General features: G+C 72.1%; 10 protein-coding genes. All 10 read left to right on the top strand.

Annotation, left to right across the window (positions count from 1 at the left end; translation table 11 throughout):
• Positions 1–357 precede the first annotated feature (357 nt).
• The 10 genes from rsmH to B7R87_RS06875 all read left to right on the top strand — a co-directional run bounded on the left by rsmH (position 358) and on the right by B7R87_RS06875 (position 13,118).
• Entirely contained in the window at positions 358–1,323 is a 966-nt protein-coding gene (gene rsmH, locus B7R87_RS06920; RefSeq protein ID WP_078902394.1) for a 16S rRNA (cytosine(1402)-N(4))-methyltransferase RsmH, read from the top strand.
• Positions 1,324–1,438: 115 nt separating this feature from the next.
• Positions 1,439–1,978, top strand: coding sequence for an FtsB family cell division protein (locus B7R87_RS06915; protein ID WP_130584557.1), 540 nt, complete (start codon positions 1,439–1,441; stop codon positions 1,976–1,978).
• 217 nt (positions 1,979–2,195) lie between these two features.
• Positions 2,196–3,971, top strand: a complete 1,776-nt coding sequence (locus B7R87_RS06910) for a peptidoglycan D,D-transpeptidase FtsI family protein (protein WP_006349789.1) — start codon at positions 2,196–2,198, stop codon at positions 3,969–3,971.
• Positions 3,972–4,041: 70 nt separating this feature from the next.
• Complete coding sequence (locus tag B7R87_RS06905) at positions 4,042–5,754, top strand: UDP-N-acetylmuramoyl-L-alanyl-D-glutamate--2,6-diaminopimelate ligase (protein WP_130584555.1); 1,713 nt, start codon at positions 4,042–4,044, stop codon at positions 5,752–5,754.
• A 4-nt stretch (positions 5,755–5,758) separates the two neighbouring features.
• On the top strand, positions 5,759–7,189 hold the full coding sequence (locus tag B7R87_RS06900; protein ID WP_006349792.1) for a UDP-N-acetylmuramoyl-tripeptide--D-alanyl-D-alanine ligase: 1,431 nt from the start codon (positions 5,759–5,761) through the stop codon (positions 7,187–7,189).
• Entirely contained in the window at positions 7,186–8,256 is a 1,071-nt protein-coding gene (mraY, locus tag B7R87_RS06895) for a phospho-N-acetylmuramoyl-pentapeptide-transferase (RefSeq protein ID WP_006349793.1), read from the top strand. The genes B7R87_RS06900 and mraY overlap by 4 nt, the downstream gene beginning before the upstream one ends.
• Entirely contained in the window at positions 8,253–9,674 is a 1,422-nt protein-coding gene (gene murD / locus B7R87_RS06890) for a UDP-N-acetylmuramoyl-L-alanine--D-glutamate ligase (protein WP_006349794.1), read from the top strand. The genes mraY and murD overlap by 4 nt, the downstream gene beginning before the upstream one ends.
• Positions 9,675–9,757: 83 nt before the next feature.
• Positions 9,758–11,173, top strand: coding sequence for a putative lipid II flippase FtsW (gene ftsW / locus B7R87_RS06885; RefSeq protein WP_233168776.1), 1,416 nt, complete (start codon positions 9,758–9,760; stop codon positions 11,171–11,173).
• 6 nt (positions 11,174–11,179) lie between these two features.
• The gene (murG, locus tag B7R87_RS06880; protein ID WP_006349796.1) at positions 11,180–12,268 is read left to right on the top strand and encodes an undecaprenyldiphospho-muramoylpentapeptide beta-N-acetylglucosaminyltransferase; all 1,089 of its coding nucleotides are present in this window, start codon (positions 11,180–11,182) and stop codon (positions 12,266–12,268) included.
• 61 nt (positions 12,269–12,329) lie between these two features.
• Positions 12,330–13,118, top strand: coding sequence for a cell division protein FtsQ/DivIB (locus B7R87_RS06875; protein WP_006349797.1), 789 nt, complete (start codon positions 12,330–12,332; stop codon positions 13,116–13,118).
• Positions 13,119–13,391 lie beyond the last annotated feature (273 nt).

Raw genomic sequence — 13,391 nt, 5'->3', positions numbered from 1 at the left:
CGTCCGTGGCTCGTCGTGAGAGTGGACAAAGAACATCAACAACGCTTGTTGTGAGGTAACCCACAGAGGGGGTGCGCAGCCATCCGTTCGAGTGAATTGCGGTGCCGGAGGGGGCCCGCGCCACGCCGTCAACCGGTTGATTGACCGGGATGGGCCGTGGACTAGAGTGGCGCGCAGTCCACCGGCGCAACCCGTTCCACGACCGTACGTCCGTACCGTCCGGCGGACCCCGCAGTTCCGTCCCGGTACTCCTTCCGTATTTCTGTACATCCCCGCGTGTGCGGACTGCGCACGGCTCGGCCTTCCTCTTCAGCTCGCCGGTCGCACCAGCCCCGCGCCGGATCCTGAGAGGGCCCCTTGAGCAATACCCGACACGTCCCGGTAATGCTCCAGCGGTGCCTGGACCTGTTGGCGCCCGCCCTCGAAGCGGCCGGCGACCGGGAAGCGGTCGTCGTCGACTGCACCCTCGGCCTCGGCGGCCACAGCGAGGCGCTGCTGAGCCGGTTCCCCGCCGTCAGGCTGATCGCCCTCGACCGCGACCCCGAGGCCCTGAGACTCTCCGCCGAACGCCTCGCGCCCTTCGGCGACCGTGCCGTGCTGGTCCATGCGGTGTACGACGAGCTGCCGGAGGTGCTCGAACGGCTCGGCGTCCCCGAGGTCCAGGGCGTTCTCTTCGACCTCGGGGTGTCCTCCATGCAGCTCGACGAGGCCGACCGCGGTTTCGCCTACGCCCAGGACGCCCCCCTGGACATGCGGATGGACCAGACGACGGGCGTCTCCGCCGCCGAGGTCCTCAACACCTACGCGCCCGGCGAGCTGGTGCGGATCCTGCGGATGTACGGCGAGGAGAAGCAGGCCAAGCGGATCGTGTCCGCGATCGTCCGGGAGCGGGATCGGGAGCCCTTCACCACCAGCGCCCGGCTGGTCCAGCTGATCCGCGACGCACTGCCCCAGGCCGCCAAGCGCACCGGAGGCAATCCGGCCAAGCGCACCTTCCAGGCCCTGCGCATCGAGGTCAACGGCGAGCTGAGCGTGCTGGAGCGGGCCGTTCCGGCGGCGGTCGGGGCGCTCGCCGTCGGCGGCCGGATCGCCGTGCTGTCGTACCACTCCCTGGAGGACCGGCTGGTCAAGCAGGTCCTCGCGGCGGGCGCTGCGACGACGGCGCCGCCCGGACTGCCCGTCGTACCCGAGGAGTACCAGCCCCGGCTCAAGCTGCTCACCCGTGGTGCCGAGCTGCCGACGGAGGAAGAGGTGGCCGAGAACCGCCGGGCCGCTCCGGCGCGTCTGAGGGGGGCGGAGCGCATCCGCAAGGACGTGCGGTGAGTCGTACCATCCACAGCCCCGCACCGGACGGACCGCCGGACGGACCGGACGGACCGGGCGGGGGGAACGGCCCCCGGCCGTCCGGCGACACCTGGGGCACGGCCGACGGGAGGACATGGTGAGCACAGCGGGCAAACAGCTCAGGGGACGCGCCGCGAGACTCGCCCGGCTGATGCCCGCGGGCCCCAGCAACGCCGCCCGTACCCCCTTCGTCCTGCTGGTGGTCGTCCTCCTCGGCGGCGGGCTGATCACCCTGCTGCTGCTGAACTCGTCCCTCAACGAGGGCTCGTTCGAACTGAGCGAGCTGAAACGCAAGACGACCGAGCTGACCGACGAACAGCAGGCGCTCCAGCGGGACGTGGACGACCGGTCGGCACCCGACGCGCTGGAACGCCGGGCCGCGGAGCTGGGCATGGTCCCCGGCAGCGGCCCCGCCTTCATCGACCCGGACGGAACGGTCCGGGGCGTCCCCGGCCGGGCCTCGGCCCCGCCCCCCGAACCGGAGCCCTCCGCCTCCGCAGCCACCGGAGCCTCACCCGCCGCCGGAGCCCCACCCGGACCCGGCCCCCTCACCGGCCCCGGCCGGTCACCCGCCCCGCCCACCGCCCCGGCCGACGAGTCCGCGCCGTCGGCCCCGACGCCCTCCGGCAGGTGACGCAGTGCCCTCCCACCAGGAACCCCGCCCGCGGCACGGTGCGCGCGACCGGGACACCGCGCCGCCCCGGGGCCGCGTACCCGGACCGGCCCCCCGCCCCGCCCCCCGGCGCACCGGCGGACCGCAGCGCCCCGGCGGCCCGCGCGGCGGTACGAAGCTGCGCCTCGGCAGCCCCCGCCCCCGGCTGCGTCTCGTCGGCTTCGGTCTGACCCTCGTCATGCTGGCCTTCGTGGTCCGCCTCCTCCAGGTCCAGGCCGTGGACGCCGAGGCGTACGCGGCCAAGGCCGAGAAGAGCCGCTACCTCAGCGTCCGGCTCGCCGCCGAGCGCGGGGAGATCACCGACCGCGCCGGGATCGCCCTGGCCACCAGTGTCGACGCCTACGACATCACCGCCGACCCCAAGATGTTCACCCCCGAGGAGAGCAAGGTCCGCGACGCCCCGGAACAGGCCGCGGCCCTGCTCTCCCCGATCCTCAAGGTCCCGGCGCCCGATCTGGTGAAGAAGCTGCGGACCCCCAAGTCCCGCTACACCGTCCTGGCCCGCCGCCAGACGCCCCAGGTGTGGAACCAGATCAAAGACCTGCGGAGCGTCTTCGCCGAGAAGGCCCGTGAGGAGAAGCCGAAGGGCGGCCCGGGCGTCAGCGTCCTCGCCGGGGTCTTCCAGGAGCCCAGCAGCCGCCGGGTCTACCCGAACGGCGAACTCGCCGCCGGGATACTGGGCTATGTGAACGCCTCCGGCCGCGGCGGCGGGGGCCTGGAGTCCATGCTCGACAAGCAGCTCGCCGGGCAGGACGGCGAGATCACCTACGCCCAGTCCGGCGGCCGCCGCGTACCCACCGCGGGCGGCACCCGCGAGACCCCCGCCGTCCCCGGCTCCGATATCGAGCTGACGATCGACCGCGATATCCAGTGGGCCGCCCAGAAGGCGATCAGCGACCAGGTCGCGAAGTCCCGCGCCGACCGCGGCTACGTGGTCGTCCAGGACACCCGGACCGGCGAGATCCTCGCCATGGCCAACGCCCCCGGCTTCGACCCGGGCGACCTGAGCCGCGCCGACCCCGCCGGTCTCGGCAACGCCGCGCTCCAGGACGCCTACGAACCCGGCTCCACGGCCAAGGTCATCTCCATGGCCGCCGTCCTGGAGGAAGGCGCTGCGACCCCCGACACCCATGTGGTGGTGCCCAACCGGCTGCACCGCGGAGACCGGCTCTTCAAGGACGACATCGACCACCCCACCTGGTACCTGACCCTCAACGGCGTCCTCGCCAAGTCCAGCAACATCGGCACCATCCTGGCCACCGGCCAGCTGGGGAAGACCCAGCCGCAGGCCAACCGGGTGCTCCACACCTATCTGCGGAAGTTCGGCCTCGGCAGCCCCACCGGACTGCGCTACCCGGGCGAGACCCCGGGCATCCTCGCCCCTCCGTCGAAGTGGTCCACCTCCCAGCAGTACACGATCCCCTTCGGACAGGGCCTCTCCCTCAACGCCGTCCAGGCCGCCTCCGTCTACTCGACGGTCGCCAACGGCGGCGTCCGCATCGACCCCACACTGGTCCGCGGCACCAAGGGCCCCGACGGGCGGTTCACCGCCGCCCCCGCCCCCGGGAAGACCCGGGTCGTCAGCGAGCGGACCGCCACCACCCTGGCGAAGATGCTGGAGTCCGTCGTCGGTGACGAGGAGGGCACCGGAACCAAGGCCCGCATCCCCGGCTACCGCGTCGCCGGCAAGACCGGCACCGCCAACCGGGTCGACCCGGAGCTCGGCCGCTACCGCGGCTACACCTCCTCCTTCGCGGGATTCGCCCCCTCCGACAAACCGCGGATCACGGTCTACTGCGCGATCCAGAACCCCACCCGCGGCAGCTACTTCGGCGGCCAGATCTGCGGCCCCATCTACCAGAAGGTCATGGCGTTCGCCCTGAAGACCCTCCAGGTCCCGCCGACCGGGGCGGAGCCCGCCGGGCTGCCCGTCACGTTCGACCCGGGCGACTGACCGGACCGCACCCCCGGCGCCACCGTCCGCCGGATCCAGACCCAGACCCGAGGTAATCCCAGTGCCACCAGTGACGACGATCACCCCCGATCCCGGGAACCACGGACCCGGGCGGACCTCTTTTGGCCCCCCGCACACCGAGCCCGGTACGCTCACCGCCGTGCCCCACCCTGATCAGTACGGAAACACCGCCCGGCCCTCCCCGTCCGAAGCCGCCCCGCCGTCGCAGCCGGGAGCGCCCCGTCCGGACCGGACCCGCCCCACGCCCCTCGCGGAACTGGCGGCCCTGCTGGGGGTGAGCACCCCGGAGGCCCCACCGGGCGGGGACCCCGTCGAGGTCACGGGCATCACCCACGACTCCCGCGCGGTACGCCCCGGTGACCTGTACGCCGCCCTGCCCGGCGCCCGCGTCCACGGCGCCGAGTTCGCCGGCCAGGCCGCCGCGCTGGGCGCCGTCGCCGTCCTCACCGACCCGGCGGGCGCCGACCGCGCCGCCGCGGCCGGGCTGCCCGCCCTCGTCGTCGACGCCCCCCGCGCCCGGATGGGCGCCCTGGCCGCCGAGATCTACGGCCGGCCGGGCGAGGCACTGCTCCGGATCGGCGTCACCGGCACCTCCGGCAAGACCACCACCACCTTCCTGGTCGAAGGCGGTCTGCGGGCCGCCGGACGCACCACGGGCCTGATCGGCGGAGTGGAGACCCGGATCGGCGCCGAGAGCGTCAAATCCGAACGCACCACCCCCGAGGCCACCGACCTCCAGGCCCTCTTCGCCGTGATGCGCGAACGCGGTGTCGAAGCGGTCGCCATGGAGGTCTCCAGCCACGCCCTCGTGCTCGGCCGGGTCGACGGCTGCGTCTTCGACGTCGCCGTCTTCAACAACCTCAGCCCGGAGCACATGGAGTTCCACTCCGACATGGAGGACTACTACCGGGCCAAGGCGGTGCTGTTCACACCCGCCCGCAGCGTCCGGGGCGTGGTCAACCTCGACGACGAATGGGGCCGCAGGCTGGCCTCGGAGGCGACCGTACCGGTCACCACGTTCTCCGCCGAGGGCGATCCGGACGCCGACTGGCGCGCCGAGGACGTCGAACTCGGCGCCGTCGGCTCCACCTTCACCGTCGTGGCCCCCGACGGGACCCGTATCCCCGCCACGGCCCCGCTGCCCGGACCGTTCAACGTCGCCAACACCCTCGCCGCCGTCGTCGCCCTCGCCACTGCCGGGACCGACCCGCGGACGGCCGCCGACGGCGTCGCCGCCGTCCCCGGGGTCCCCGGCCGGCTGGAGCGCGTGGACGCCGGTCAGCCGTATCTGGCCGTCGTCGACTACGCCCACAAGACCGACGCCGTCGAATCGGTCCTCCGCTCCCTGCGCAAGGTCACCAAGGGCAGACTGCACATCGTCCTCGGCTGCGGCGGCGACCGCGACACCACCAAACGCGCCCCCATGGGCGCCGCCGCCGCCCGCTACGCCGATACGGCCGTCCTGACCTCCGACAACCCGCGCTCCGAGGACCCCCTGGCCATCCTCGCCACCATGCTCTCCGGAGCCGCCACGGTCCCGGCCCATGAACGCGGCCGGGTCCTCGTCGAGGCCGACCGGGCCGCGGCCATCGCCGCCGCCGTCGCCCGCGCCGAGCCCGGCGACACCGTCCTGGTCGCCGGAAAGGGCCATGAGCAGGGCCAGGACACCGCCGGAGTCGTCCGCCCCTTCGACGACCGGGTGGTACTGCGCGACGCGATTCGCGCCACCTCCGCCGCATCGCACGAGACCCCCCGGGGATGACCCAGTGATCACCCTCTCCCTCACCGAGATCGCCGCAGTCGTCGGCGGGCAGCCGTACGACATACCGGATCCGGACCGCACGGTCACCGGGCCCGTCGTGATCGACTCCCGGGCCGTCGTCCCCGGCGCCCTGTTCGCCGCCTTCGCGGGCGCCAGCGCGGACGGCCACGACTACGCAGCCCGGGCCGTCGCCGACGGCGCCTGCGCCGTCCTGGCGACCCGGCCCGTCGGCGTACCCGCGATCGTGGTGCCCGATGTCACCGCCGCGCTGGGCGCCCTCGCCCGCCATGTCGTCGAAAGCCTCGGCGCCACCACCGTCGCGCTCACCGGCTCCGTCGGCAAGACCGGCACCAAGGACCTGATCGCCCAGCTCCTGGCGCGCAAGGGCCCCACGATCTACCCGGAGGGCAATCTCAACAACGAGATCGGCCTGCCGCTGACCGCGCTCCGCGCCGACACCACCACCGAACACCTCGTCCTGGAGATGGGCGCCCGGTACGTCGGCGACATCCGCTATCTGACCGAACTCGTGCCGCCGCGGATCTCCGTCGTCCTGAACGTCGGCACCGCCCATATCGGCGAGTTCGGCGGCCGCGAGAAGATCGCGGAAGCCAAGGGCGAGATCGTGGAGGCCCTGCCCGCCGACGGAGTCGCCGTACTCAACGCCGACGACCCCCTCGTCCGGGCCATGGCCGACCGCACCCGCGCCCGCGTCGTGTTCTTCGGAGAGTCTCCGAACGCCGCCGTCCGTGCCGAAAATGTCCGGCTCACCCGGCAAGGTCGGCCCGCCTTCACGCTTCACACCCCCACCGGGTGCGGCGAAGTGACCATGCGGCTGTACGGTGAGCACCACGTGTCGAACGCGCTCGCCGCGGCCGCCGTCGCCCATGAGCTGGGCATGCCCGTCTCCGAGATCGCCGGCGCGCTCTCCGAGGCCGGCACCCTCTCCCGCTGGCGCATGGAGGTCACCGAGCGACCGGACGGCGTGACGATCGTCAACGACGCCTACAACGCGAACCCCGAGTCCATGCGGGCGGCGCTGCGCGCCCTGGCCGCCATGGGACAGGACGCACAGAGCCGGGGGGGACGGACATGGGCGGTGCTCGGTCTCATGGCGGAGCTCGGTGACGAGGCGCTCGCCGAGCACGACGCCGTCGGACGGCTCGCCGTCCGGCTCAACGTCAGCAAGCTCGTTGCAGTCGGGGGCAGGGAAGCGTCCTGGCTGCAACTGGGCGCATATAACGAGGGTTCGTGGGGTGAGGAGTCGGTGCACGTGTCCGACGCACAGGCGGCGGCCGACCTGTTGCGCAGTGAGCTGCGCCCAGGAGACGTCGTGCTGGTGAAGGCGTCCAGATCTGCCGGTCTGGAACGGCTCGCGCAGACGCTGATTGACGACGCGGCGGTGGCCGCGGACGGGCGGGGTGCCGGTCGATGAGGCAGATCCTCTTCGCGGGGGCCATCGGCCTCTTCCTGTCGCTCGTCGGTACGCCGCTGCTGATCAAACTGCTGGCCCGCAAGGGCTACGGGCAGTTCATCCGGGACGACGGCCCGCGTACCCACGGCAGTAAGAAGGGGACGCCCACCATGGGCGGTATCTCCTTCATCCTGGCCACGCTGATCGCGTACGCGCTCGCCAAGGTCTTCACCGGCGGTGAGGTCACCTACTCCGGTCTGCTGGTCCTCTTCCTGATGGCCGGCATGGGTGTCGTCGGCTTCCTCGACGACTACATCAAGATCGTCAAGCAGCGGTCGCTCGGTCTGCGGGCCAAGGCGAAGATGGCCGGGCAGCTCATCGTGGGCATCGCCTTCGCCGTCCTCGCGCTCCAGTTCAAGGACGCCCGCGGAATCGCACCGGCCTCGGAGAAGATCTCCTTCATCACGGACTTCGGTTGGGCCATCGGCCCGGTGCTGTTCGTGGTCTGGGCCCTGTTCATGATCCTCGCCATGTCCAACGGCGTGAATCTGACGGACGGTCTGGACGGCCTGGCCACCGGTGCCTCGGTGATGGTCTTCGGCGCCTACACCTTCATCGGCCTCTGGCAGTTCCAGGAGTCCTGCGCCAACGCGACCACCCTCACCAATCCGGACGCCTGTTTCGAGGTCCGCGATCCGCTCGACCTCGCCGTCGTCGCGGCCGCCCTGATGGGATCCTGCTTCGGCTTCCTGTGGTGGAACACCTCACCCGCCAAGATCTTCATGGGCGACACCGGCTCCCTGGCCCTCGGCGGCGCGCTGGCAGGACTGGCGATCTGCTCCCGCACCGAACTGCTGCTCGCCATCCTCGGCGGCCTCTTCGTGCTGATCACCATGTCCGTGGTCATCCAGGTCGGCTCCTTCAAGCTCACCGGGAAACGCGTCTTCCGCATGGCCCCGCTCCAGCACCACTTCGAACTCAAGGGGTGGTCCGAAGTCCTTGTGGTGGTCCGGTTCTGGATCATCCAGGGCATGTGCGTGATCGTCGGTCTCGGACTCTTCTACGCGGGCTGGGCGGCGGACAAGTGAGTACGCGTGAGGACCTCGCGGGCCGACGGGTCACCGTCGCCGGACTCGGGGTCTCCGGAATCCCGGCGGCCCGGGTACTGCACCGGCTCGGGGCGCTCGTCACCGTCGTCAACGACGGCGCCGACGAGCGCGCCCGGGAGCAGGCCGCCGCTCTGGAGGCCGAGGGCATCACGGTCCGGCTCGGCGACGGCGACACCCTCCCCGAGGGTACGGAGCTGATCGTCACCGCCCCCGGCTGGCGGCCCGACAAGCCGCTGTTCGCCGCGGCCGCCGCTGCGGGCACCGAGATCTGGGGCGATGTCGAGCTGGCGTGGCGGCTGCGGCGCCCCGACTCGGCCCCCTGGCTCGCCGTCACCGGCACCAACGGCAAGACCACCACGGTCCGGATGCTCGCCGCCATCCTGGAGGCGGCCGGACTGCGGACGGCCGCCGTCGGCAATATCGGCGTCTCCCTGCTCGACGCGGTCCTCGCGGAGGAGCCGTACGACGTACTCGCCGTCGAACTCTCCAGCTACCAGCTCCACTGGGCGCCCTCGCTGCGCGCCCATTCGGCCGCCGTGCTCAATCTGGCGCCCGACCATCTCGACTGGCACGGCTCCATGCAGGCGTACGCCGCCGACAAGGGCCGGGTCTACGAGGGCAACACGGTCGCCTGCGTCTACAACACGGCCGATCCGGCGACCGAGGACCTGGTGCGCGAGGCCGATGTGGTCGAGGGCTGCCGGGCGGTCGGCTTCACCCTCGGCACCCCCGGCCCCTCCCAGCTCGGGATCGTCGAGGGCATCCTGGTCGACCGGGCCTTCGTCGAGAACCGGCAGCAGCAGGCCCAGGAGCTGGCCGAGGTCACCGATATCGACCCGCCCGCCCCGCACAACATCGCCAACGCCCTCGCGGCGGCCGCCCTGGCCCGCGCCTACGGCGTCCCCGCGAGCGCGGTCCGCGACGGACTGCGGGCCTTCCGCCCCGATCCGCACCGGATCGAGAAGGTCGCCGACGTCGGCGGGGTCGCCTGGATCGACGACTCCAAGGCCACCAACACCCATGCGACCGAGGCCTCCCTGGCGGCCTATGACCCGATCGTGTGGATCGCCGGAGGCCTCGCCAAGGGCGCCACCTTCGACGAACTGGTGTCCGCAGCCGCCGGCCGGCTCCGCGGCGCGGTGCTGATCGGCGCCGACCGGGCCCTGATCGCCGAAGCCCTCGCGCGACACGCCCCCGATGTCCCGGTCGTGGACCTCGACCGGACGGACACTGGGGCGATGGCGGCGGCGGTCCGTGAGGCGGCGCGGCTCGCCCGGCCGGGGGACACCGTCCTGCTGGCCCCGGCCTGCGCCTCGATGGACATGTTCACCAATTACAACAAGCGGGGCGAGGCCTTCGCGGAAGCGGTCCGCACCCTCGCCGCCGAGCGCGCCTGACCGGCCCGACCTGTGCGTCCGGCGTGCGCCCCGGCCCGGGGCGCACGCCGGCGCTCCGGGCCCGACTGGAGGGGACAGCGCCGATGCGCATGCTGGACACGATGCGGCTGCGCGGGTACGCACCCGCGCCGGCACTCGCCGCGGGCCGCGCGCTGCGCAGCCGTACCAGAGGCGAGGGGCAGGGCGCCGGGAAGGCGGCCCGCGCCCCGCGGGTGCCCCGGGCGGGCGGCGGACGCCCGGCCGGCTCGCCCCGGCCGCCCCGCGGCCGCGGCGCCCGGCAGCTCTACGAACGGGCCCGCAAGGCCTGGGACCGGCCGCTGACCGCGTACTACCTGATCCTCGGCAGCAGCCTGCTGATCACCGTCCTCGGACTGGTGATGGTCTACTCCGCGTCGATGATCAAAGCGCTGGAACTGTCGCTCTCCAGTTCCTACTTCTTCCGCAAGCAGTTCCTCGCCGCCCTGATCGGCTCCGGACTGCTGCTGCTCGCCTCCCGGCTGCCGCCGAAGCTGCTGCGCGCCCTGGCCTACCCCCTGCTGATGGTCACCGTCTTCCTGATGGTCCTGGTGCAGATCCCCGGGATAGGGGTGTCGGTCGGCGGCAACCAGAACTGGCTGTCGCTCGGCGGTTCGTTCCAGCTCCAGCCCAGTGAGTTCGGCAAGCTGGCGCTCATCCTGTGGGGCGCCGACCTGCTCGCCCGCAAACACGAGCGGAAACTGCTCAACCAGTGGAAGCATCTGCTGGTGCCGCTGGTGCCGGTCACCTTTCTGCTGCTCGGCCTGATCATGCTCGGCGGGGACATGGGCACCGCGATCATCCTCGCCGCGATCCTCTTCGGACTGCTCTGGCTGGCGGGCGCCCCGACCAGGCTCTTCGCCGGGGTACTCGGCGTCTCCGCCCTGGTCGGCTTCATGCTGATCAGGACCAACGAGAACCGGATGGCCCGGCTGGAGTGCATCGGCGCCATCGACCTCGGCCCCAAGGGCGAGTGCTGGCAGGCCGTCCACGGCATCTACGCCCTCGCCTCCGGCGGATGGTTCGGTTCCGGCCTCGGGGCCAGTGTGGAAAAATGGGGACAACTGCCGGAACCGCATACCGATTTCATCTTCGCCATCGCCGGTGAGGAGCTGGGCCTGGCGGGGACGCTGTCGGTGCTCGCCCTGTTCGCGGCTCTAGGCTATGCGGGTATCCGCGTGGCCGGACGCACGGAGGACCCCTTCGTGAGATTCGCCGCGGGAGGCGTGACCACCTGGATCACGGCCCAGGCCGTGGTGAACATCGGGGCGGTGCTCGGACTGCTGCCGATCGCCGGGGTTCCGCTCCCGCTGTTCTCGTACGGAGGGTCCGCCCTGCTGCCGACCATGTTCGCGGTCGGGCTGCTGATCGCCTTCGCACGGGCCGAGCCCGCGGCGAAGGCGGCCCTGGCGGTCCGTACGCCAGGCGTGAGATGGAAGACGATGAGACGGCGCGTCACCAGGCGTCCGTCCGGAGAGCGGTGAATTTCGGTGCATGTCGTACTCGCCGGTGGGGGGACCGCCGGCCACATCGAGCCCGCGCTCGCCCTCGCGGACGCCCTGCGCAGGCAGGACCCCACCGTGGGCATCACGGCACTGGGCACGGAGCGCGGTCTGGAGACCAGGCTCGTCCCCGAGCGCGGTTACGAGCTGGCGCTGATCCCCGCCGTACCGCTGCCCCGGAAGCCCACCCCGGAACTGATCACCGTCCCCGGACGTCTGCGCGGCACCATCAAGGCCGCCGAGCAGATCCTGGAGCGCGCCAAGGCCGACTGCGTCGTGGGCTTCGGCGGCTATGTCGCCCTGCCCGCCTACCTCGCCGCCAAACGGCTCGGGGTGCCCATCGTCGTCCACGAGGCCAATGCCCGGCCCGGCCTCGCCAACAAGATCGGTTCGCGGTACGCCGCCGGGGTCGCCGTCGCCACCCCCGACAGCAAGCTGCGCAACTCCCGCTATATCGGCATCCCGCTCCGGCACTCGATCGCCACCCTCGACCGCGCCCGGGTGCGCCCCGAGGCGCGCGCCGCGTTCCAGCTGGACCCGCAGCTCCCGACCCTGCTGGTCTCCGGCGGATCCCAGGGCGCACGCCGGCTCAACGAGGTGGTGCAGCAGGCCGCCCCCGTGCTTCAGCGCTCCGGAATCCAGATCCTGCACGCCGTCGGCCCCAAGAACGAACTGCCGCGCGCCGAGAACATGCCCGGAATGCCGCCGTACATCCCGGTACCGTACGTGGACCGGATGGACCTCGCCTACGCGGCGGCCGACATGATGCTCTGCCGCGCCGGCGCGATGACCGTGGCCGAACTCTCCGCCGTCGGGCTCCCCGCCGCCTATGTCCCGCTGCCGATCGGCAACGGCGAACAGCGGCTGAACGCCCAGCCGGTGGTGAAGGCCGGCGGCGGACTGCTGGTCGACGACGCGGAACTGACCCCCCAGTGGGTCCAGAACAACGTCCTTCCGGTGCTGGCCGATCCGCACCGGCTGTACGAGATGTCCCGGGCGGCCGCCGAGTTCGGCCGCAGGGACGCCGACGACCTCCTCGTCGGCATGGTGTACGAGGCGATCGCGGCCCGCCGCTGAGCCCTGGCCCCACCGGGCCCGGGCCCCGGGGAAGCGACCCAGCCGGAAGGAGACCGGGAGCGTGGCCGGACCGAGCACCGCCGAGCGCGGGGTGCGCAAACCCTCTACGGGGCCGTCGGCCCCGCCGACCCGCCGGGCGGTCCGGATCCCCGGCGGCCCCCGGACCCTGCTGATCGCCCTGGCGGTACTGGCACTGACCGGGGGGATCCTGTGGGCGCTGTACGGATCCTCCTGGTTCCGGGTCCGGGAGGTCTCGGCGAGCGGCACCCGCGTCCTGACGCCCCAGCAGGTCGTCGACACGGCCCGGGTGCCGATGGGCGAACCCCTGGTCTCGGTCGACACCGACGACGTCGAGGCCCGGCTCAGGGCCCGGCTGCCCCGGATCGCCGGCGTCGACGTCTCCCGCTCCTGGCCCGGCGGAATCACCCTGGAGGTCACCGAGCGGCGGCCCGTCCTGGTGCTGGAGCAGGGTGCCCGGTTCGTCGAAGTGGACGAGGACGGCGTCCGGTTCGCCACCGTCGACCGGGCCCCCGGCGCCGTACCGCGACTCCGGCTGGAAGCATCCGGATCACCCAGTCTGCGGCGGTTCGGCACCGATCGGCTCATCACCGAAGCGGTCCGGGTCCGGCGGGAGCTGCCGCCGAAGACCCGAACCGAACTCCGCGCCCTGGTGGTCCGTTCATACGACGACATCACCGCGGAGTTGACGCGCGGCCGGACCGTGGTCTGGGGCAGTCCCGAAGAGGGCGAGCAGAAGGCCCGGGCGCTGGTCGCCCTGATGAAGGCCGAACCGGAGGCCCGGCGGTACGACGTCAGCGCCCCCACCGCCCCCGCGGCAGCCGGGAGTTGACGCACACATGCCCACCACCCGCCCCCTGGGTGGTGCGCGCAACGGCTGATCACATAGGGTGAAAAGAAAAACGGGAGGTTCGGCGTGTTCGTTGAACGCGCGCCACGTGTCGACTTAGTGTCCTGTTCGGAAGAGTCCGGCGACCGGACACACTGGTAACCCTAAACTTCAGCGTTAGGGTTCGGGTCGGCGCTCCGGACCGTCCCATCGGCATCCGTCGCCGAGGTGCGTGAACCGCACCGCGGCAACACCTGTATTTCGAGGCGAGAGGCC

The sequence above is a fragment of the Streptomyces tsukubensis genome (assembly GCF_003932715.1).
GTDB classification, from domain to species: Bacteria; Actinomycetota; Actinomycetes; order Streptomycetales; family Streptomycetaceae; genus Streptomyces; species Streptomyces tsukubensis.
This window is presented reverse-complemented; position numbering and strand designations above follow the sequence as displayed.

Coding starts and splice junctions, on each gene's coding strand:
- mraY (WP_006349793.1), top strand. CDS start 7,186: ATGAGGCAGATCCTCTTCGCGGGGGCCATCGGCCTCTTCCTGTCGCTC.
- B7R87_RS06915 (WP_130584557.1), top strand. CDS start 1,439: ATGGTGAGCACAGCGGGCAAACAGCTCAGGGGACGCGCCGCGAGACTC.
- ftsW (WP_233168776.1), top strand. CDS start 9,758: ATGCGCATGCTGGACACGATGCGGCTGCGCGGGTACGCACCCGCGCCG.
- B7R87_RS06910 (WP_006349789.1), top strand. CDS start 2,196: ATGCTGGCCTTCGTGGTCCGCCTCCTCCAGGTCCAGGCCGTGGACGCC.